Origin of the sequence: Actinopolyspora alba (assembly GCF_900112765.1) — a bacterium.
In the GTDB taxonomy this organism is placed as follows: Bacteria; Actinomycetota; Actinomycetes; order Mycobacteriales; family Pseudonocardiaceae; genus Actinopolyspora; species Actinopolyspora alba.
The window spans coordinates 151,733-172,579 of the sequence record NZ_FOMZ01000006.1 but is presented as its reverse complement, the minus strand read 5'-3'; the positions used below and the strand labels follow the sequence as shown (position 1 = coordinate 172,579).

Annotated in this window: 14 protein-coding genes and 1 pseudogene; 13 read left to right on the top strand and 2 right to left on the bottom strand. The window is 66.3% G+C overall.

The window, feature by feature from the left end; genetic code table 11:
• The 6 genes and pseudogenes from BM150_RS10660 to BM150_RS10635 form a co-directional block, all read left to right on the top strand.
• Positions 1–387 (top strand): annotated as a pseudogene (locus BM150_RS10660) (Crp/Fnr family transcriptional regulator); the annotation flags it as partial.
• Between the two features lie 4 nt (positions 388–391).
• Positions 392–2,536 carry a terpene synthase family protein gene (locus BM150_RS10655; RefSeq protein WP_092926607.1) on the top strand — a complete coding sequence of 715 codons (2,145 nt, stop codon included), beginning with the start codon at positions 392–394 and terminating at the stop codon, positions 2,534–2,536.
• A gap of 94 nt (positions 2,537–2,630) precedes the next feature.
• A complete protein-coding gene (locus BM150_RS10650) occupies positions 2,631–4,028 on the top strand; it encodes a family 2B encapsulin nanocompartment shell protein (protein ID WP_245755417.1) in 1,398 nt (465 codons plus the stop codon).
• Positions 4,029–4,100: 72 nt separating this feature from the next.
• Positions 4,101–5,141, top strand: coding sequence for a family 2 encapsulin nanocompartment cargo protein polyprenyl transferase (locus BM150_RS10645; protein WP_217641540.1), 1,041 nt, complete (start codon positions 4,101–4,103; stop codon positions 5,139–5,141).
• Positions 5,142–5,561: 420 nt separating this feature from the next.
• Positions 5,562–6,029, top strand: a complete 468-nt coding sequence (locus BM150_RS10640) for a hypothetical protein (protein ID WP_092926603.1) — start codon at positions 5,562–5,564, stop codon at positions 6,027–6,029.
• A gap of 74 nt (positions 6,030–6,103) precedes the next feature.
• On the top strand, positions 6,104–7,666 hold the full coding sequence (locus tag BM150_RS10635; protein ID WP_092926601.1) for an ArnT family glycosyltransferase: 1,563 nt from the start codon (positions 6,104–6,106) through the stop codon (positions 7,664–7,666).
• Positions 7,667–7,721: 55 nt separating this feature from the next.
• Here BM150_RS10635 and BM150_RS10630 read toward each other — a convergent pair whose 3' ends face one another.
• A complete protein-coding gene (locus tag BM150_RS10630) occupies positions 7,722–7,985 on the bottom strand; it encodes a hypothetical protein (protein WP_139219513.1) in 264 nt (87 codons plus the stop codon).
• Between the two features lie 111 nt (positions 7,986–8,096).
• Between BM150_RS10630 and BM150_RS10625 the strand changes: the two genes are divergently transcribed.
• The 3 genes from BM150_RS10625 to BM150_RS10615 are packed head-to-tail and all read left to right on the top strand — an operon-like array spanning position 8,097 to position 10,638.
• Complete coding sequence (locus tag BM150_RS10625) at positions 8,097–8,372, top strand: FeoA family protein (RefSeq protein ID WP_245755416.1); 276 nt, start codon at positions 8,097–8,099, stop codon at positions 8,370–8,372.
• A gap of 5 nt (positions 8,373–8,377) precedes the next feature.
• Positions 8,378–9,226, top strand: a complete 849-nt coding sequence (locus BM150_RS10620) for a FeoB small GTPase domain-containing protein (protein WP_245755415.1) — start codon at positions 8,378–8,380, stop codon at positions 9,224–9,226.
• Positions 9,223–10,638: a nucleoside recognition domain-containing protein gene (locus tag BM150_RS10615; protein ID WP_092926595.1), complete on the top strand. Its 1,416-nt coding sequence runs from the start codon at positions 9,223–9,225 to the stop codon at positions 10,636–10,638. The genes BM150_RS10620 and BM150_RS10615 overlap by 4 nt, the downstream gene beginning before the upstream one ends.
• Before the next feature lie 114 nt (positions 10,639–10,752).
• On the opposite strand, the gene BM150_RS10610 is transcribed toward BM150_RS10615, so the two are convergent.
• A complete protein-coding gene (locus BM150_RS10610) occupies positions 10,753–11,943 on the bottom strand; it encodes a macrolide family glycosyltransferase (RefSeq protein ID WP_092926593.1) in 1,191 nt (396 codons plus the stop codon).
• 535 nt (positions 11,944–12,478) lie between these two features.
• Here BM150_RS10610 and BM150_RS10605 point away from each other — a divergent pair.
• From BM150_RS10605 to BM150_RS10590, 4 genes are read left to right on the top strand one after another with little or no spacing between them, the layout of a single operon-like run.
• A complete protein-coding gene (locus BM150_RS10605; RefSeq protein ID WP_175496772.1) occupies positions 12,479–13,132 on the top strand; it encodes a TIGR03086 family metal-binding protein in 654 nt (217 codons plus the stop codon).
• Positions 13,129–14,496, top strand: coding sequence for an acyltransferase domain-containing protein (locus tag BM150_RS10600; RefSeq protein WP_092926589.1), 1,368 nt, complete (start codon positions 13,129–13,131; stop codon positions 14,494–14,496). The genes BM150_RS10605 and BM150_RS10600 overlap by 4 nt, the downstream gene beginning before the upstream one ends.
• A gap of 20 nt (positions 14,497–14,516) precedes the next feature.
• A complete protein-coding gene (locus BM150_RS10595; RefSeq protein WP_092926587.1) occupies positions 14,517–20,318 on the top strand; it encodes an SDR family oxidoreductase in 5,802 nt (1,933 codons plus the stop codon).
• 32 nt (positions 20,319–20,350) lie between these two features.
• Positions 20,351–20,803, top strand: a complete 453-nt coding sequence (locus BM150_RS10590; protein WP_092926585.1) for an acyl-CoA thioesterase — start codon at positions 20,351–20,353, stop codon at positions 20,801–20,803.
• Positions 20,804–20,847: the final 44 nt, after the last annotated feature.

Genomic DNA, 20,847 nt, shown 5'->3' with positions numbered 1-20,847 from the left:
TTCTTCCTGGCTCATCCGCGGACCATCGCCGCTTTCGGCAGGGAATGCAACCGACGGGGCGTCTACCCCCAAAGCATCGACATCAACGGCAACAAAGTTCCCTCCTGGCGCGGTGTCCCCATTTTCCCGTGCAACAAACTGCACGTCAGCGACACCCGCACGAGCTCGATACTGCTGATGCGCACCGGTGAGGACAGCCAGGGCGTCGTCGGGCTGCACCAGACCGGCATACCCGACGAGTATCAGCCCGGACTGTCCGTGCGGTTCATGGGTATCGACGACAAGGCCATCATCTCCTACCTCGTCAGTGCCTACTACGCCGCGGCAGTGCTGGTCCCCGACGCGCTCGGCGTCCTCGAACACGTCGAGATCGGACGTCAGGACTGATCGTATGCGCCCCTTCGAACTTCCGGATTTCTACACGCCCCACCCCGCCCGGTTGCATCCGCACGTCGACTCCGCCAGGACACACACCACACGGTGGGTGGGGGAAATCGGACTGCTCCGCCAATCCCGAATCGACCCTTCGGCCACGGCGATTCCCGGCGAAACCGAATTCGACGACCACGACTACGCCCTGTTGTCCGGCTACGCCCACCCGGACGTCTCGGTATCGACACTGAACCTGCTCGCCGACTGGTACGCGTGGATGTTCGTCCTCGACGATCAGCTGCCGCCTCACGACGAGCACACCGACTCCTCCGCGGAAGCACGATCACACGTACAGCGGCTCCTCGGATTCCTGCACACCCACGCAGCGTCCGTTCCGGAGCCGAACACACCACTCGAACGCGGGTTGGCCGAGTTGTGGCAGCGTACCGCCGCGACGGCCCCTCCCCGGCTGCTGCGACGACTGGCCGCCGACACCCGCCTCCTGCTGACAGCACGAGTACGGCAACCATCCCGCACAGTCGCGTCCATTCCCAATCCCGTGGACCATCTCCGCGACAGCCGCCACTCGAGCGGCGCCCGCTGGGTGGCCACACTGGTCGAGTACACCCTCGGCGACTCCCTGCCACCAGACGTGGCCCGCAGCAGGCCGGTACGACTGCTGCGGGCGTGCTTCGCCGACGCGCTACGACTGTGCAACGACCTCTTCTCCTACCAACGCGAAACCCGGCAGGAACGAAAACGTGACAACGCGGTACTGAGCATCGAACGTTTCCTGGAATGTTCACCCCAGCGAGCCGCTGAGATCGCCAACGCGGTGCTGACCCGACGGGTACATCTCTTCGAGACCACGCTGCACCGTGGTCTGCCCGCCCTGCTCACCGAACACGCACTACCCGAACAGCAGCGCACAACCGTGTTGGCCTATGCCCACGGGCTGCGTGACTGGTTGGCCGGCGCGCACGAGTGGCACTCGATGTCCACTCGCTACATGAACACCGGACCGATCCACACCACTCGGATACGGCAGCCCGCCGGCCTCGGTTTCACAACCGCTGTCCACGACGCTCACCCGGTGGGCAACACCGGCCCAGCGGTGACATCCGGCGAAACCCGACCGTGGTGGGAACTCCCCTCGTGGAGCGCCCGAAGCCACGACACGAACCGGACCACCACGAACCCGCTGCTGACACGGTTGCGATCCCGCACCGCGACCTGGGCCCAACGACACGGGATCCCCGAGAACGCACTGTCGAGCACGACACGCACCAACGATTACGCCCTGCTCGCGGCCAGAGTGCTCCCCGACGCGGGCGAGACCGAGCTGGCCCTGATCGCCCACTGGAGTCTGTGGGCACGGTTCGTCAACGACGGTGCTCACCGAGAGCAGTATCGGCCTTGGCCACGACTGGCCGAATTCCTGCCCCCGAATCCCGACGATATGCCCACCACCACCGAACCGGTCGAACAGGCACTGGCCGAGCTGTGGACCCGCACTACCACGATCATCCCGGCACAAGCGCGGCGCCGTTTCCGACAACGCATCCGGAAATTCCTGCATCACACGGCGGATGAACCGTTCGAGTCCGTCGGGAACGAGCCCACCGATTTCCTCGCCCCGCTGGAAACGCCACACCGAACCGCCCGATCCCACCTCCGGCTGGCTCTGACCGAACTGCGGTTGGGACCGGATATACCACCAGGAGTGCTACGCAACCCCGCGATGCGTTCACTACGGCAGGTTTTCACCGAGATCACGGCACTGCACGAGGACCTCGTCGTCGCGCACCACCGCGGCTGGTGTGAAGTCCCGGTGGCAGCGATACCGACACCGAGACGATCGCACGACGAGCGAGGACACCACGCAGTCAGCGTACTGACCGATCTGCTTCGCACACGGCGGCGACGATTCGAATCCCTGCTGAACCGAGACGTAGCCGAGGCCCGTGCCGAGTACCGGCTCTCCCCCACGGCCGGCAGGCAGCTCGACAACTACCTCGACGCTCTCGACCACTGGATCACCGGTGAGTTGAGTTGGCTGCTGGAAAACGCGCGACACAACCTCAACCCCGCACCCGCGACCCGGTCGGCCCAGCATCGGCTGCCCAGCACCGACCGTCCCACCGCGGCTGCCTTCCCGGCATAACCACCGCTGCCGTCCCGGCCGCGTGCGCACCTCGTACGCGGCCGCACACCACAACGCACGTTTTCGCATTCGAGCAGATTGGTAACCGCGCATCGTGACTGTTTCCGACCCGGACACCGGCGTTTCCCCCGAACACTCCAGCCTTTCTGTCGAAGCCGCCCGCAAGCTGTCGACAACCACGAAGTCGGCGCCGCAGATGCAGGGCATCACCTCGCGGTGGTTGCTGCGGATGCTGCCCTGGGTGCAAGTGGAAGCAGGCACCTACCGCGTCAACCGGCGGTTGACGTATCAGCTGGGGGATGGGCGGTTGACGTTTACCAACACGGGGGCGCAGGTGCGGGTGATTCCGCAGGAGTTGCGGGAGTTGCCGTTGCTGCGCGGGTTCGACGACGAGTCGTCCCTGGCCGTGTTGGCCGACCGGTTCACACAGCACCACTACGACCCCGGCCAACTGATCACCGAACAGGGTGAGGCCGCGGATCGGGTGGTGTTGTTGGCGCACGGTAAGGCCAACAAGATCGGCCCCGGTGAGTACGGCGACGACAGCGTCCTCGACGTACTCGCCGACGGCGAACACGTCGGACAACGAATCCTCGTCGACGACGAGGTCAGCTGGCCACACACCGTCAAGGCCATCACCCCCTGCACCGTGCTCACCCTGTCCCGACAGGACGTACGTGAGGTGACCGAACGCTTCGAGAACCTCTCCCGGCACCTACGACAGGCCGAGTCCCGGCCGGTTCCACCACACAACAAACACGGTGAGGCGTCGATTGATGTGGTGTCGGGTCATTGGGGTGAGCCGTTGTTGGCGGGGACGTATGTGGATTATGAGGTGGCGCCGCGGGAGTATGAGTTGAGTGTGGCGCAGACGGTGTTGCGGGTGCACAGTCGGGTGGCTGATTTGTACAACCAGCCGATGAATCAGACTGAGCAGCAGTTGCGGTTGACGATTGAGGCGTTGCGGGAGCGTCAGGAGGAGGAGCTGGTCAATAATCGTGAGTTCGGGTTGTTGCACAATGCGGATTTGTCGCAGCGGATTCACACGCGGACCGGCCCACCCACCCCCGACGACCTCGACGAACTACTCTCCCGCCGCCGCAAATCCGAGTTCTTCCTGGCTCATCCGCGGACCATCGCCGCTTTCGGCAGGGAATGCAACCGACGGGGCGTCCATCCCGCGACGACACAACGCGACGGCGTCACCCTGCTTTCCTGGCGCGACGTGCCACTGCTGCCCTGCGACAAGATCCCGATCAGCGACACCGCGACCAGCTCCGTGCTGGTGATGCGCACCGGTGAGGACAGCCAGGGCGTCGTCGGGCTGCACCAGACCGGCATACCCCACGAATGCGCCCCCAGCCTCAACGCGCGGTTCATGGGTATCGACGACAAGGCCATCATCTCCTACCTCGTCAGTGCCTACTACGCCGCGGCCGTGCTGGTCCCCGACGCGCTCGGCGTCCTCGAACACGTCGAGATCGGACACTGACCCCTTCGACCCGATTTCAACCACTCGTTTCGCCACCGGCCCGCGAGCCCCTCCTCACAAGGGATGATCACCTTGGCCACCGTCGAAGACACCGGCAACATCCGATCCAGCGCCGAGATACTCGATTTCACCCGTGAACTGGTGCTTCCCACCCTGCGCGCCACCGTCGACCAACTGTCCCCGGCAGCCCGCGCCGTGGCCACCTATCACCTGGGCTGGCGGGACGAACACGGCACACCCGTCAACGGCCAGAGCGGCAAGACGCTGCGCTCGGCGCTGGTGCTGCTCACCGCCGAAGCGGTGGGCGGTTCTGCCGAGGCGGCCGTGCCCGCGGCGGTGGCCGTGGAACTGGTGCACAATTTCTCCCTGCTGCACGACGACGTCATCGACGGCGACGAAACCCGACGACACCGCCGTACCGCCTGGGCCGTGTTCGGCTCCGGAGAGGCGATCCTCGCCGGGGACGCCTTGCTGGCCACGGCCACCGACGTGCTCGTGGCCAGCGAACACCCCGCGGCCGCCGAAGCCGTGCGCACCCTCAGCAACGCGGTACACACCCTGATACGGGGGCAGAGCGCGGACATGGACTTCGAACGTCGCCACGACGTCACCCTGGCCGAGTGCGAAAGCATGGCCACCGCCAAAACCGGTTCGCTGTTGGGGTGCGCGTGTGCGCTCGGGGCCTCGTTCGGGGGTGTGACAGGACCGCGCGTGGACAAACTACGCGCCTTCGGCGAGTATCTCGGGTTGGCGTTCCAGCACGTCGACGACCTGCTCGGTATCTGGGGCGATCCGCGGCACACCGGAAAACCCGTCCACTCCGACCTGCGGGCCAGGAAGAAGACCCTGCCGGTGTTGGCCGCGCTGAGCACCACCACCCCTGCCGCCGAGCAGTTGCGCACCTTGTACTACCGCGGACATCCGCTGTCGGCTCCGGAACTGGCCCGGGTGGCCGAACTCGTCGAGTCGGCCGGTGGTAAGCAGTTCAGTCTCGACGAGGCCGATCGGTTGTTGTCGTTGGCGTTGACCGAGCTGACCACGGCGGGAACGCAGCGGAGAGCCGGTTCGGAACTGGCAGAACTGGCCCGGGTGGTCACTCGGCGGGATCGTTGACTCGAACGAGGAGATCCGTTGATCACTCGCTCGGACACGGGATAGCCTCACCACCGGTGGGCACGGGGGGCTGCCGTGGGGGCGTGATCGCCACGGGCAGGCACCTCGTGGCCGCAGGATCCGACCGATGTGTCGGTGCTGTCGACATGGGCACCGAAAGTCGCGGCGCGGTCACGGAACACGCCCGGCCGCCGTGGCGGCGACAAGAGGTAACAAGTGCCACACTCCCCTGCTCCCAACCGCGCAATACCAGCTCAGCGGGATCACGAAGAGGTTCGCAGCACCGCTGTGATCTTGCTGTGTCGTTGTCCAGCACAGACGGGTGGTGCTTTATCGCAGTGTTACCGGTAGGCTCTGTCACACCGGACGGGATCACCCGCCGGTGTTACTGACCGTTGCTCCTATCACGAGTCAAGACGGATGACACTTCAAGACGACCGTGCTCGGACCTGGTTCCAGCCCATGGTGCCAACCGAACAACCGCACAGGGACGCCGCAGACGACGCCGGGCCGCTGACCACCCGGATCGAGGGGGAACTCGTCTTCCCTGAACAGCCACCGACCCCGGCTCCCTGGGCGGAACGGCTCGAAGTCACCCAGCCGTTCATACCCGCGATCCGTGACCAAACTCCGGAGTTCGCCAAACGGTTGACCGCCGAACCGGTGACCGCCGCTCCCCACCCGCCGGACGACTCTCCTACAGTCAGCGCCACGCCAGTAGGGGAACCGCAGTCGTCCGTGCCCAGCGAGACCACCGAAACCTCGACCCCGTCGAACGGAGCCGAGGTCGGACAACCGCAGAAACGACGCAGCCTCGCCCGCCGTGTCGTGCGACGGATCCTCGGCCCGGACCTGCTTCGTAAGGACCCGGCTCCGAAGAAACGCTGAATCGTCTTCGGTTGGGATCGGGCATAATCGGAACGGTCCACACTCGACCGATTCCTTTGTCGCCAGGGAGCGCATTGTCCACAGCACCACCGGCCACGGCCGGCAGAGTCGATACCCTGCCCGCTCCCGGCCCCCGAGCCACCGGGCGGTTGCCGTTCGCCGCGGTCTCCGTCGGTGTGATCGCTGTCGTCTTCGCCGTGGTGTGCGCGTTGACCACGGGCCGCTACGGCTACTTCGGGGACGAGCTCTACTTTTTGGCCGCGGGCCATCACCCCGCGTTCGGCTACGTCGACCAGCCCCCCGGTGTGCCGCTGCTGGCCAGCGCCATGCAGGCCCTGTTCCCCGAATCGCTGAACGCGCTACGAGCACCGTCACTGCTGGCCGCGGTCGGCTACATCGTGCTGACCGCGTTGAGCGCCCGCGAACTGGGTGCCACACGCGTGACACAGGCGTGCGTGGCCGGAGTGGCCGCGTTGACCCCGCATCTGGTCGCCTCGGCGCACCTGCTGGTGACCTACTCGTTCGACCAGACGCTGTGGGCATGGGTCGTATGGCTGTTGCTCCGCTGGGCACGCCGCCACCACGCCGGAGAACCCGCGAATTCGACATTGGTGGCCGCGGGGGCGGTCACCGCCGTCGCGGTCCAGTTCAAACTCCTCATCCCCGTGCTGTGGCTGGTCGTGCTCCCGATAGCGGTGCTGTTCGGTCCTCGTCGATTACCGCTTCGCCCCGGGCTGTGGGCAGGCGGTGCGATCGCGATCGTCTCCGTCCTGCCCGGAGTGTGGTGGCAGGCACGGCACGGCTGGCCCCAGCTGGCCATGGGCCGGGTCGTCGACAGCGAAACCGGCGGCGCGTGGACGTTTCTCAACGCCTCGGTCAATCAGCTCGGCCCCGCGAGCACGGTATTGGCGTTGCTGGGGCTGTGCGGCCTGTTGATCAGCCCGAAGTTGCGTCCGTACCGGTTCCTCGGCGTGAGCGCACTGGTGGTCACGCTGGTGTTCATACTGCTCAGCGGTCGTTCCTACTACACCGCCGGGCTCTACGCCGTACTGTTCGGTGCCGGTGCCGTGGTGGTGCAACAGTGGTGGTGGCGTCTCGACGCTTCGCGGTACCGGTGGACGCGGTGGTCGCTGCCGCTGGTGGCGCTGGGGTGCTGTGCGTTGAGCCTGAGCGCGGCCGTGAACACGCTGCCACTGACCCCGGTCTCGCGGGTCAGCCCTCGTAATGTGGTCGTCACGGCCAGCCTCGGCTGGCCCGGTATCACCGAGCAGGTGGCACGGGTCTACCGCGAACTGCCCGACGACGGCGCGCCGACCGCGGTGGTCACGCACGACTACTGGTCGGCGGGAGCGCTGCATCACTACGGGCCGGAGCGCGGTGTTTCCGACGTCTACAGCCCCAGCCGTGGCTTCTGGTACTTCGGCAGACCCGACGACGCGGTGCGTCGTGTGGTCTACCTGGGTGGTGATCCACAACAACTGCGCCAACTGTTCGGCACGGTCCGTTCGGCGGGGTCGGTCGAGACGGATCCGGCTTTTCGGACCTACTACGACGACATGCGTATCTGGGTGCTGCGCGACCCGAAACTCCCCTGGTCACAAATCTGGCCCCGCCTGCATCACATGAGTCTGTGGTGAATACCGCAGTAGTCCTCTGCCCGGGGGTGGCCCGCGCAGTCCCCGGCCCGACGCCTCAGTGACCGCCGTCGGGCTCCGCGCAGCCGCCGTCCGCACTCGGGCCCTCGGCCCGTATCGACACGTCATGATCATCGATCTCGCCGTTGACGCAGATCCCGTTCCCGGCGGTCGACCAGAAGTGGACACCGCCGGAAACGGCGGTCACTTCACGTGGTCGCAGTCCCGCACGGCGCAGCGCACCGTCCACTGAACCGGGGCTGAGCCGCTGGTGGTCATCGAGACCTACCAGCTCGGACCGTAGCAGCGCCACTGTTGCCATCGACCACGCCCGCTGTGGGCGAATCGCCCGTCACGAACTGTTTTCAGCACGGCTGTCCGAGTTTTGCGTCCCGGCTTAACAACAGTTTTCGGTTCGCCTAAACTTTTGGTTGTGCACGACGTAGCAGCAGAGGGGTCGGGGGTGGCGAGCACGGCCACGACGCTGGACCGGCTCAGGCGGGACCAGACGGCCACGGTGACATCGGTCAACATCCACGGTCCCCAACGACGGCGCCTGATGGATCTGGGAATGTTGCCCGGGACCCGGATCCACATCGATCGGGTCAGCCCGCTCGGCGACCCCACCGCCTATCTCGTGCGGGGCAGCGTGATCGCACTGCGCCGCGAACAGGCCCGCGGTATTCACATCACCGTCGAACAGGAGTGACCACCGTGGCAGAAGACCTGCCCACCCCGAGCGCGAGCCCACCACCCGCCGCGAACACGGCATGCGGAACCTGCGTGTTCAACAACGCCGCCCAGCTGCGCGCGCTCGGCGTCGACGTCTCCGGACACGACCACGTGGTGGCACTGGCGGGCAACCCGAACACCGGCAAGAGCACGGTGTTCAACGCGCTGACCGGGTTGCGCCAGCACGTCGGCAACTGGCCCGGCAAAACCGTCACCGGCGCCGAAGGGGGATTCGGGTACCGCCAGCGACACTACAAGCTCATCGATCTTCCCGGCACGTACTCACTGCTGTCCGACAGCCAGGACGAGGACGTCGCCCGGGACTTCCTGCTGTTCGGCCAGCCGGACGTGACAGTGGTCGTCGTCGACGCCACCCGCCTGCAGCGCAACCTCAACCTCGTGCTGCAGATCCTGCAGGTCACCGGCCGGGTGGTGGTGGCGCTCAACCTGGTCGACGAGGCCCATCGGCACGGTCTCGCGCTCGACCAGCGCCACCTCGCACGCGAGCTCGGGGTGCCGGTGGTGCCCATGACGGCACGAAATCGCCAAGGACTGGACACGCTGCTGGAAGCGATCGAACAGGTCGCGCTGGGGACAGTGGCCACCCGGGCGCGGCGCGTCCGGCACGGCGACGACCGCACCGAACACGCCGTCTCCGAACTGGCCGCACGACTCCGTCGGGACCACCCCGGACTGGCCAACACCAGGTGGATCGCGTTGCGCCTGCTGGAAGGTGATCCGGGCATCGAACGCGCCGTCACCGACGGCACCCTGGACCGGCTGAGCGGAGCGACACCACACGCCGTCTCATCCGAAACGACAGGGACATGACCAGCTCCTCGATCCTCGACCACGCCGCCCGGCTGCGCGACGGCCTCCCCGAGGGATTCCGCGACGAGGTCGTCGAATCCCTCTACAGCGACGCCGCACGCATCACCGAAACCAGCGTCACCGAACGCCACGACGGAACGAAACTGACCCTCGACCGCTTGCTCGACCGGGCGCTGACCCACCGGGTGTGGGGGTTCGTGGCGATGGGCCTGTTGTTCTTCGGCGTGTTCTGGTTCACCATCTCCGGCGCCGCGGGCCCGTCGAGCCTGTTGTCGAACGTGCTGGTCGACTACGGTCACAGCCGGTTGCACGCGCTGGTGGCACCATTGCCGACCCCCGACTGGGTGACCGGGTTGCTGCTGGACGGGGTATATCTCTCCACCGCCTGGGTGGTGGCGGTGATGCTGCCCCCCATGGCCATCTTCTTCCCACTGTTCACCCTGCTGGAGGATTTCGGCTATCTGCCGAGGGTGGCGTTCAACCTCGACCGGCTGTTCGCCAAAGCGGGCGCGCACGGCAAACAGTCCCTGTCGATGATGATGGGCTACGGCTGCAACGCGGCCGGGGTGACCGCCACCAGAATCATCGACAGCCGCCGGGAACGGCTGATCGCCATCATCACCAACAACTTCAGCGTCTGCAACGGACGCTGGCCCACCCTCATACTGATGGGCACGATCTTCATCGGGGCGCTCGCCCCGCCCGCCCTGGCGGGCGTGATCGCCGCGGCCAGCGTGGTCACCGTGGCGTTTCTCGGTGTGCTGGTCACCCTGCTGGTGTCCTGGACGCTGTCGAAAACGGTACTGCGCGGTCACAGTTCCACCTACTCCCTGGAACTACCCCCCTACCGCCCACCGAAGGTGTGGCGCACCCTCTACACCAGCCTCATCGACCGCACCCTGAAAGTGCTGCGCCGCGCGGTGGTCATGGCCGCCCCCGCCGGAGCGGTCGTCTGGCTGATCAGCAACGTCACCATCGCCGACGCGAGCATCGCCGCGCACCTGGTGGGCGCGCTCGACCCGCTGGGATGGGTGCTCGGCCTCAACGGCATCATCCTGCTGGCCTACCTCGTGGCGATCCCGGCCAACGAGATCATCATCCCCACCATCCTGATGCTGACGATGACGCTGGGGACCAACCTGTTCGACGCGCAGCAGGGTGTGATGCTCGAGCTCGGCACTGCCCAGACCCACACGGTGCTGACCCAGGCCGGCGGGTGGACCCTGCTGACCGCGGTGAACCTGATGCTGTTCAGCCTGCTGCACAATCCCTGCAGCACCACCATCCTCACCATCTGGAACGAAACCAAAAGCCCGAAATGGACCACGGTGGCCACGCTGCTGCCGATCGGGCTGGGCTTCGCCGTCACCGGGCTGACCGCGACCGTGGCACGTCTGGCGGGCTGGGCGTAGCCGCCACCGGCCCGCCCTTCGACTTCCCCGATACGGACGGGACATCCGGTGCGCCCCGCGGAACGAGGAACGCCCGACGAGCAGCGCCGAGCTCGTTCAGGGCGGGCCGGGAACTCAGGACCGTGCCAGGTGGGCCTCCAGCGCGTCGGCACCGGCCACCGCTCCGCCGGTGCCACGTATGCCCGCCGCGGTGGCGGTGACCGTGGCGCGCAGGTACTCGTCACCGGCGACCTCGTCGACGGTCTTGCGCAGCGCGGCGGCGTCGACATCGTCGGGCAGTCGTCGTGCCAGCCCCAGTTTCTCGGCCTGATCGGCGTTGGCCCGCTGCTCGGCCATCTGCGGATAGGTCACCAGTGGCACCCCGTGATACAGCGACTCCATCGTGGAGTTCATCCCCGCGTGTGAGAGAAACACATCGGCGTGCCGCAGCACCTCGAGCTGCGGAAACCGGGCACGCACGTCGAAATTGGCGGGCAGCGGGCCCAACTCGTCGGGTTCGATCCGGTCCCCGATGGACATCGCCACCTGCCACCCGCTGTCACCGAAGGCGCGAACACATTCGCGGTAGAAATCGGGACGCTCGTTGAACGTGGTGCCCAACGAAATGAACAGCAGCGGCGCGTGCTCGTCGCGGGGTGCGAAGGAGTCCCCTCGTGCCCGGTTCCCCATCGACGGCCCCAGGAAACGGAAGCGCTCGTCGAAGGTCTCGGCGGCGGGCTGGAACTGGTGGGGCACGAAAACCAGGTTCAACCCGGCCGGGGTGGGTGCCAACATCGATTCCGGAGCCGACACGCCGAACTGCTCGGCCAGTTCGTGGTGACGCGTGGAGATCTCCCGCAACGCCGGGTGGTCCGGGTCGAGACCGTCCGGCAGGAAGTACTTCATCAGTGAGAACCGCTCGTTGGCGGCGAAACTGGGCACCAGCGCCACCGCGGGAACCCCCAGTGCCTCGGCCAGCATGGGCCCACCCAGGCTCATCATGTCGTAGCACACGGCTTCCGGCGGGTCCGCCGCGAAGTGCTCGCGCAACACCGGAAGACTGTCCCGGGTGTGATCGAGCATCATGTGCATCATGTGGGAGATCATCTCGACGGTGATCTCGTCCAGCGACGGTGTCGGCGGCACGGAAACGTCCACTCGCGTGTCGACACCCCACGCCCCCGCGGCGGCAACGGTGTCCAGTTTGTGGTTGCCGGTGGCATAGCTGACCCGATGGCCCCGGCGGCACAGTTCCTCCACCAGCGGCAGGGTCGGGTTCACGTGCCCGTCGAACGGCGGCGCGACGAACGCGAAATGGCGGGGCATACATCCTCACAACGGCTTCGGGAGAAATAATGGCACGACTGCCGGTTTTCGCCGTTCGATTATTCCCCGACGATTCCGCCCACGCCCGTACGTACCCTCAAACGTGACATCATCAACATCGCTGTGTGGTGCGAATACGCCAAAACGGACGAGAACGGCGCTCCCACGAACCCCACGTACTCGAAATGGTGGGTGCTTCGTTGATCGTGTTCGGCCGTTCGCAGCGTGGATGGTGAGTCGACGGTCGGAATCCGACGAGGACGCCGTTCCCTCGCACAGTGCGGGGGCACGTGGCGGGCGAGCAACGTGTTTCATGCCGCCCGGCCCGCTCCCAAACGGAAGACCCCCAACGATACACCCGACCAACGGTACAAGGTCGCTCAGTCATAACCCGGGCAGTGGTTGTTTCGTCTGGTGAAACAGATTCTTGTGCTCTGTTCGGTGGGATTTCACAGTGCGTACTCAACACACCCGGGTGCGCTCGATGTTCCGGTCGCGGATCGGAAAGGTGCGGCCACTCACGAAAGGGGCAAGGATGTCGTACTACCTGCTGCGGACCGCCCGGGATTTCGTCGCGACGAACATGGCGAACGTGGGGCACTCCGACACCGCGGGGAACACGACGTGTGACCGATGGACACTGCGGCATCTGGTGAACCATGTGATCGCCACGACCGAGGCACTCGGACGGATGAGCAGAGGCGAGCCGATCGGACCGGAAGACATCGCCCCGGACACCACGGCTGAACGCGGCTACCTGGGCGGGGATCCTGTGGCCGCTTTCCACCGTGTCTCGGATCCTCTGGTGAGGATGTACCAGGGGGTCAGTTCCTCCGAACGCCTGACCTGCACCCTGCTGCGTCTGCCACGGCCCCCTACGCCACTGTTCGTCTCCCTGTGCCTGCTCGAGTGGTCGGTACACGGCTGGGACATCGGGCGTAGCACCGGCCGGGCCGTACGGATTCCGGAACCTCTCGCCGAGACGGTGTTGCCCTTCGCCTCGCAGCTCGGCGGAGGCGTACCCCATCAACTGCCCAGTTTCGCCACACCGACTGACTCTCCCCCTCATGCAAGCGCGGACGAACGGCTTCTCACCTTCCTGGGGCGCGAGCCCCGGCAGCAGGGCGAGACCACGACCGAACTCGGTGACAACACCGCGGTTCCCATCTTTCGCGAGGAGGACAGATGAGCGACCACACGGCGATCCTCTTCCCCGGGCAGGGCTCCTACCTGCCGGGAGTTCTCGCCAACGCCGCCGACCATCCGGGAGTGCGGCCGGTACTCGAGGAGATCGACCGTACCGTTGCCGAGTACGGACACACCGCGGTGAGCCCGCTGGTACTCAGCTCGGACGCCGCGGATCTGGACGCTTTGGTTTCGCGTCCCTCCGAGCTGTCCCTGGCGATTTTCGCGGCATCGCTGGGTGCCTACGAATTGTTCAAGGCGGCGGAAGTGCCCGGTGATGTTCTGGTGGGGCACAGCATCGGGGAAATCACCGCGTTGGCCGCCGCCGGTGCGGTGTCAGTGCGGGATGCCACGCGCATGCTGTGCTGGCGCCACCAGCTGTTGGACAGCGCCGCGCTGCCGGAGGGAGGAATGCTCGCGGTCAAGGCCGGCGCACAGCGGGTCGTGCATCTGACCGGCACGGTGGATGACTGGTCGCTGAGCATCGCCGCGGACAACTCGCCCCACGAGGCCGTCGTGTCCGGCTCGGAGCGGGGACTGCGGGGGCTCGAGCAGGTGGCGGAGGCGGCTGGGTTGAGAACGACTCGGCTGGCCAGCGCCTACCCGTTCCACAACCCGGTGTTCGCCCCTGTTGCCAAGCGGCTCACCGAGGTGCTGGACACCATCGTTGATCACGACCCGTGGCCGAGGATCTATTCCCCGATGCTGGGACGCTACCTGGCCGGTCCGCAGGATGTACGTGAGCTGTACGCGGGACATCTGCACCGGCCCGTGAACTTCCTGCAAGCCACGCGCGCCTTGTCCGACCGCGGTATCTCGGTGTTCGTGGAGGGAGGTCCCAGGCAGGCACTGACCACCCTCGTCGGCCAAACCCTGCCCGGGGTACGCAGCCTGGCTCCGCTGAGCCGCCGAACCTCGGCGACAGACATCATCGAGCAGATCCGCACCACAGCCGAGACGACGACGTGGAACACCGAACCGTCCGGCGACAACGTCTCACCGCCGCCGCCCGAGCAACCACCAGCTCCGGAAACACCTGCCGCGGACCCCGGCGCGTCCACGAACGGGATTCCCGCCGAGAGCAACAGCGCATCGCTGCCTCCGAGACAGGACCTGGCGGCACAGCTGCGGCAACTGTTCGCCGAGTCCGTGGGCTATCCCACTGACGTGTTCACCGAGGACGCGGATCTGGAGGCCGACCTGGGGATCTCCTCCGTCAAACAGGTCGAACTGTTCACCAAGGTGTTGGACCAGTACGGCGTCCCCAATCCGCCGAACAACATTCGGATGCGGGCGTACTCGACCCTTCCACGACTGGCCGAGTTGTTGCACCTGCTGGCAGCGGGAGAACCGGTCGAAAGCCGCTGAGCAGCCCCGGGAGAATCACCATGATCACCGACTTCACCGGCAAGGTCGTTCTGGTAACGGGCGGGGCCAAAGGCGTCGGAGGTGCTATCACCACCGCCTTCGCTCACAGCGGCGCGCACGTGATCGTCAACTACTTCCATTCCGCCGACGAGGCGCGCGAACTGGTATCCACCATCACTCAGGACACGCCCGGCTCCGCCGAGATGCTGCGGGCCTCGGTGGCACGCCGCACTGAGGTAGCGGAAATGTTCACCGAGGTCCACCGCCGCCACGGCGGCCTCGACGTGCTGGTCAACAATGCTGCCCGCGGTGCCATGGATCCGATCGGACGCACCGAGGACTCGGAATGGAAACGAGTGCTCGATGTCGATCTGCACGGGACCAGATGGTGCATCGAATACGCGGTGCCCCTGCTGGAGCTGGGAGACGGCGGAGTGGTCGTCAACATCTCGGCCATCGCCGCCCAGTACGCCTTCGGCAACTTCGCTCCAGGTGGAGCGGCGAAGGCGGCCATGGAATCCTTGAGTCGTCATCTAGCGGCCGAACTCGCCCCCGCAGGAATTCGACTGAATGTCGTCTCCAGCGGACTCCTCGACAACGACACCCTTCCCCTGTTCCCCGATAGCGACCGAATGGCCGCCACAATCACCGCCGGTACCCCCCTGGGGCGACTGTCTACCGAGGATGACCTCACCGGTGCCACGCTGTTTCTGGCCTCCCCACTAGCGGCGGGCATCACTGGTCAGACGCTGGTCGTCGATGGCGGTCTGACTCTGTTCAACGCCAGTCTCTCGCCGCCACGCAGCGATCCACCGACGTGGACCACGACGTTCCCCGCACAACAGCGCGGGCTCCTACCGGCGGCGCAGCAAACACCCACGACACGCGTCGGGACCGAAAGCACGGCCGAACCAACGACTGTGACAGAGCCTCCGCGCAATCACTCCCCCCAACGGGATCGCACAGCTGAGGACCGACTGATCGCGGTAGTTGGGACCGGACTGGTCGCGCCAGGCGCCAACGATCCCGAGGAGTTCTGGCGTCTGCTCGGCCAGTCCGAGGACGCTTTCGGCGAGCCACCCCGCTTCAACGTGGACCACATCCACTCGGCCGCCCCGGAAGCCGAGGACAAGGGTTACTCCCGGGTATTCGGATTCATCCGCGACTTCCAACCACACCCCACACTCGCGGCGGAGCTCGCGGAGGGGCACTGGTCGCGGCAGGATCTCGCACCGTTGTTCCTGCGACACGCGCTGCTGCAGGCTCGGGAAGGGATCACGATCGGTCAGGACACCCGTTGCGGGCTTTACGCCGGAGCCTGGACCGGCAGCAGTCAGAGCCTCGAGGATTCCCTGCTGGTCCATGCGGGAACCCGTGGCGCAGCGGCCCGGCTGTCCGGTAACGGACACGAGGAGCGGTTACGCGAGGTGCTGCGTCGCCATTTCCAGCATGCCGGTACGCGCCCCCGCTACTGCCTGCCCGACATGGTGCTGCGTACCGCGATGAGCGGTCTGCTGCCGGAGAGTTCCGACACGTTGGCCGTGGACACCGCCTGCTCCTCCTCGTTGTACGCGGTGGACATCGGAGTCAAGAACCTGTTGTCCGGCCGCTGCGATCTGGCCATGTGCGGCGGAACCGGCACGGTCGACCGACGGGTTATGGTGCTGTTCTCCAAGCTGCGCGGTCTATCACGGACCGGGGAGGTGCGTGCCTTCGACGCCGACGCAACCGGTGTACTGTTCAGCGAATGCGCCGGCATCGTCGCACTGAAACGGTTGTCCGACGCCCGTGACAACGGCGATGAAATCCTCGGGGTACTCACCGGGTTCGGTGGGGCCTCCGACGGCAGTGGCCAGGCGATCGCCGCTCCCAGCGAGACCGGCCAGGGCCTGGCGATCGACCGGGCCCGCACGGTCAACGGGACGACCAGCGAGGACGTCGGTTGGGTGGTCGGGCACGGCACCGGCACCGTCGCCGGCGACACTGTTGAGCTGCGAACCCTCGCACACCGCGCGCGAATCGGTGGTCTGCCCGTAACCTCGAACAAGTCCCTGGTCGGTCACGGCGGCTGGACCGCAGGGCTGCTCTCCCTCATCCACGCCCTGCTCGGGTTGCGGCACAAGCGCATCCCGGCCCAACAGCATTTCGCCACCCTGCCCCCGGACGTGCCCCCGGACACGATCACTGTCCCCACCACCGACCTCACTTGGAACGACAACCGTGACCACCCGTCGGTGGTGGGTGTATCCGGATTCGGCTTCGGCGGAACCAATGCCCACCAACTCGTCAGCGAGCCGGAGCTGTCCACCACCGAACCGCTCCCGACTTCTGGACCGCCCCAGAGCGAGGATCAGATGGTGCTGATCGCCTGGAGCGCTCATCTACCCGGCCATCCCGACCACGACGCGGTCCGACAGTGGCTGATCGGTCAGGGCAAGGCCCCGCCCCGTTCCTTCGGTGAGGACTACCCGCTGCCGCCGATCCCGGTGCGGCGCCTGCCCGACACCACCGCCCGCGGTATCGACCGCTGCCAGCTGATGGCTCTGGAAGTCGCCCACCAGTTCACCAGCGAACACGGCGAATTGTGGGCCGATCACCGCGACACCACCGGTGTCATCGCCGCCCACATGGGCCCACCCCGCGCGATGGCCGACTACACCCTGCGCGTGGGTACCGACGAGCTGCTGGCGGCTGTGCGGTGGGAAAGTGACAGTCCGAATGAGGACGAGCAGGCCATGCGGGACTTTTTGCACGCGCACCGGCAGACCGTGCCCGCCTCCAACGAGGAGTCGATGCCAGGGGTGATGACCAACATCGTCGCCTCCCGCATCCCGAACCGGTTCGACCTGCACGGGCCGTCCATGACCGTGGACTCCGGACACGCCTCTACCACGGCCGCTCTCGATGTCGCCGGTCAGTACCTGCGTACCGGCGAACTCGATCTCGCCCTGGTGCTGGGCGCCAACGGCAACACCACCCCGGAGATGGCCGAGATCGTCGAACTCCCACAGCATCAACTGGCCGAGGGTGCGTTCCTGTTCGCGCTGACCCGGGAAGGGCTCGCCCACCAGCAGGGATGGCCGATCCTGGCACGCATCCACAGTGCGTTACAGCACGCCGAGCCGAACGGGACCCCACCGGCTCTGGAATGGGGCACCGACGACGAGCCCAGTTATCTGGCGGCCGACGCGGCGCCGGCGCTGATCCGCGCGGTCGAATCCGGTACGCCGGAAACCGAGATCGACACCCGCGACCGCGGTCCGCGCATCACCGTAACGACGACAACGGACGCCGCAGGAACCCCACCTTCACCGCGACCTGCCACCTCGCCCGCCACATCCGACATTTCCCCAGGTGGGACAGCGATACCAATCGAGCGCTACACGCCGGTTACCCGACGCGTCGAGCTGGTTCCCGCCGGCCCGGAATTGCCGAGCATCCCACCACGCGGTATCGCACTCGTCGGCTCGGCGGAGCTGGCCAAGCAGCTCTCCGAAAGGATCTACCACACCGGCGCGATTCTGCTGTCCACCGACCCGGACACACCATCCGATGTGGCCACCGTTGTCGATCCCTCCGCTTCGGAACTCGGCACTGCCCTCGACGTCATCGAACAGGCGAGCCCACACGTGCGGATCATCGCCTCCTCGCGGGAAACCACCCAGCCATGGCCGACCCCACCACCGCAACCGCTGCTTCGGTTGCCGGAATTGGCCGTGCTGGTCTGCCAACGGCTGGGAACGCGGCTACGCGACGGATCCGTGGCCGCACTGCTGCTGGACACCCTTCGAACGGAGAATCCGCACCCGCATCTGACCCTCATCAGCGGATTCCTCCGAAGCCTGCGCCGCGAGCTGAACACACCGGTGTGGGCGGTGGCCACCAACGCCGAACTGAGCGATGCCCTCGACGAGCTCCAACGGGAATCCGCCGCCGACGACGAACACACCCTGGTCCTGTACCGCAACGGCGCCCGATACCTCGAACGGCTCCGCCCCTTGCCGGCAGCCGCCACACGGGAGTTGATCGTGGACTCCTCCTCTGTCGTCGTCGCGACCGGCGGGGCCCGCGGCATCACGGCCGTGGCCCTCACCGCGCTCGCCCGTCAGGCACGCCCCAAGCTGTGGCTGCTGGGCAGCACCCCACCGGACCAAGCCATACCGCCGGAGATCAGCGACGCCACCGAAGAAGAGCTCCCGAAGCTGCGCGCGCGGTACCTGAACGAGGCTCGGCGTGCCGAACCCGACCGCACGATCCCCGAACTCAACGCCCGCTTCGACCAACTCCTACGCGCCCGCGAGGTCACAGCCACCTTGGACAATCTCCGCGAACTCCTCGGTAACCAGCGCGTGCGCTACCTGCGATGTGACGTCACCGACCCGGACGAGGTCCGGCACGCCGCCACCGCGATCCACGCCGAAGACGGTCATGTCGACCTGCTCGTGCACGCGGCCGGCCGTAACCGCTCCGCGGCCCTCGAATCGAAAACACTGAGTGACTACCGTGCCGTACGCGATCCCAAAGTCACCGGGTACCATAATCTCAAAGCGGCCTTCCGCGACCCCGAACCCGGCTACTGGTGCAACTTCGGCTCCGCCCTCGGCACAGTCGGGCTCGACGGTGAAACCGACTACGTCCCGGCCAACGAGTACCTGGCCAACGCCGCGCGCCACACCGACCGGCGTGGTAGTGGTACGGAATTCACCATCGGCTGGAGCCTGTGGGGCGAGGCCGGCATGCGTGCCAACACCCCGGAATCGGCGACAAAACATCTGCCGGAGCCGATCAGCAACGCCAAAGGCGCCACCGACTTCCTCACTGAGCTCAGCACCGCACGCGCGCCCGAATCCTATGCTCTACACCTGCCGGACAACACCGGGCGTACCCACACCGCACTGTTGACCGGTCATCTCGAAACGAGTGAGAGCACCGACAGAGTGGGCCAGGGCGTGCTGGCCGAGCCTGAGCACCACGACGATGGCCAGGCCACGTGGTCCTGGCGAGCGGACCTCAAGCGTGACGGTTTTCCGCTGGAACACGTCATCGCGGGCAAACCCGTGCTGCCCGGGCAATTCATGGTCGCGCTGGCCGGGGAAGCCGCCATGGCGACAGTACCCGGAACCGTCGTTCGCGGATGGCGGGAAGTTCGCTTCGACCACTTCGCCTTCGCCCTCTCCCGAGGCGAACCCGTTCCCTACGGCATCCGTGCCGAACTCCTGGCACACGACACGCCAACACATCGCGTGCTGGTCACAGTTCTGTCCGACGTAGTCGCTCCCGACGGACGGATCCTGCAACACGATCGCGAACACTGTCGTGCCGAAGTCCTCCTCGGATCCCCCCGCACACCGCCCACATGGCAGCCCCCACCCGTTCCGGCAGACGCCGTCCGCACCGTCGATCCTTTCACCAGGCCGGAATCCGAGATCAACTTGAGCGGGATCTTCCGCACCACCACCGCCGTTACCGTTGACCCGCACGGTGGCCGGGGGCGATGGCTACCCGGTATCGACAGCACCGACGGGCTTTCCGCGCTGCGATTGCCCGCACTCCTGCTCGACTCCCTCATACGGAGCCGCTCCTTCGTCACCACGGAACAGGACACGATCGCCACGTCGGTTCCACTGCGGTTAGGCCACATCGACCTCTACACGACGGACAACGATGCACGGCTGGCCCGCCGCCATCCTTCGGGAATCGAGTTGCACCACGATGCGGAAGCCAGCGTGTGCACCGCGTCCACCGTCGACGGGCACATGCTGGTCCAAATTTCCGACATCGACACCAAACTCGCGAGCACCATGCCCCTCGACGAACCCTGACCGGCCCGACGCCGCGCTCCGAGGAGGGTCACGTGAGCACTACGTTCGACATCGAACACACCGTCACCGCCGACGACACTGACTACGCCAGAAACGTCTTCTTCGCGGATTTCCTCAAGTGGCAGGGCCACAGTCGTGACAGGTTCCTCATGCGATACGCACCGGATTTCCTCGAGGAACTCAACAGTGCGCGGACAGTGATCACCACCCGATGCCAGTGCGAATACTTCCTGGCGGTCACGGTGGCCGACACAGTCTCCATTCGGCTGTCCATCCCCACCGTGTACTTCAACCTCGCCATCTTGCGCTTCGCTTACCACCTGCTCGACCCCGACAACAACGATCCGCTAGTCGCCCGCGGCGAACAACAGGTCGCCTGTGTACGCCGCGACGAAAACGAGACCGTCCCCACGAGCTGGCCCCGAGAAGTACTGCGGGCAGCCGAGGATCTGGGCGGCGATGTCTCCCGAGCATTCGTCGACTAGCTCCCGAGCAAATTCAATCGCGGAAGCAACATGTCCGAGCACCC

Coding starts and splice junctions, on each gene's coding strand:
- BM150_RS10600 (WP_092926589.1), top strand. CDS start 13,129: ATGAGCGACCACACGGCGATCCTCTTCCCCGGGCAGGGCTCCTACCTG.
- BM150_RS10610 (WP_092926593.1), bottom strand. CDS start 11,943: ATGCCCCGCCATTTCGCGTTCGTCGCGCCGCCGTTCGACGGGCACGTG.
- BM150_RS10615 (WP_092926595.1), top strand. CDS start 9,223: ATGACCAGCTCCTCGATCCTCGACCACGCCGCCCGGCTGCGCGACGGC.
- BM150_RS10605 (WP_175496772.1), top strand. CDS start 12,479: ATGTCGTACTACCTGCTGCGGACCGCCCGGGATTTCGTCGCGACGAAC.
- BM150_RS10640 (WP_092926603.1), top strand. CDS start 5,562: ATGACACTTCAAGACGACCGTGCTCGGACCTGGTTCCAGCCCATGGTG.
- BM150_RS10655 (WP_092926607.1), top strand. CDS start 392: ATGCGCCCCTTCGAACTTCCGGATTTCTACACGCCCCACCCCGCCCGG.
- BM150_RS10630 (WP_139219513.1), bottom strand. CDS start 7,985: ATGGCAACAGTGGCGCTGCTACGGTCCGAGCTGGTAGGTCTCGATGAC.
- BM150_RS10595 (WP_092926587.1), top strand. CDS start 14,517: ATGATCACCGACTTCACCGGCAAGGTCGTTCTGGTAACGGGCGGGGCC.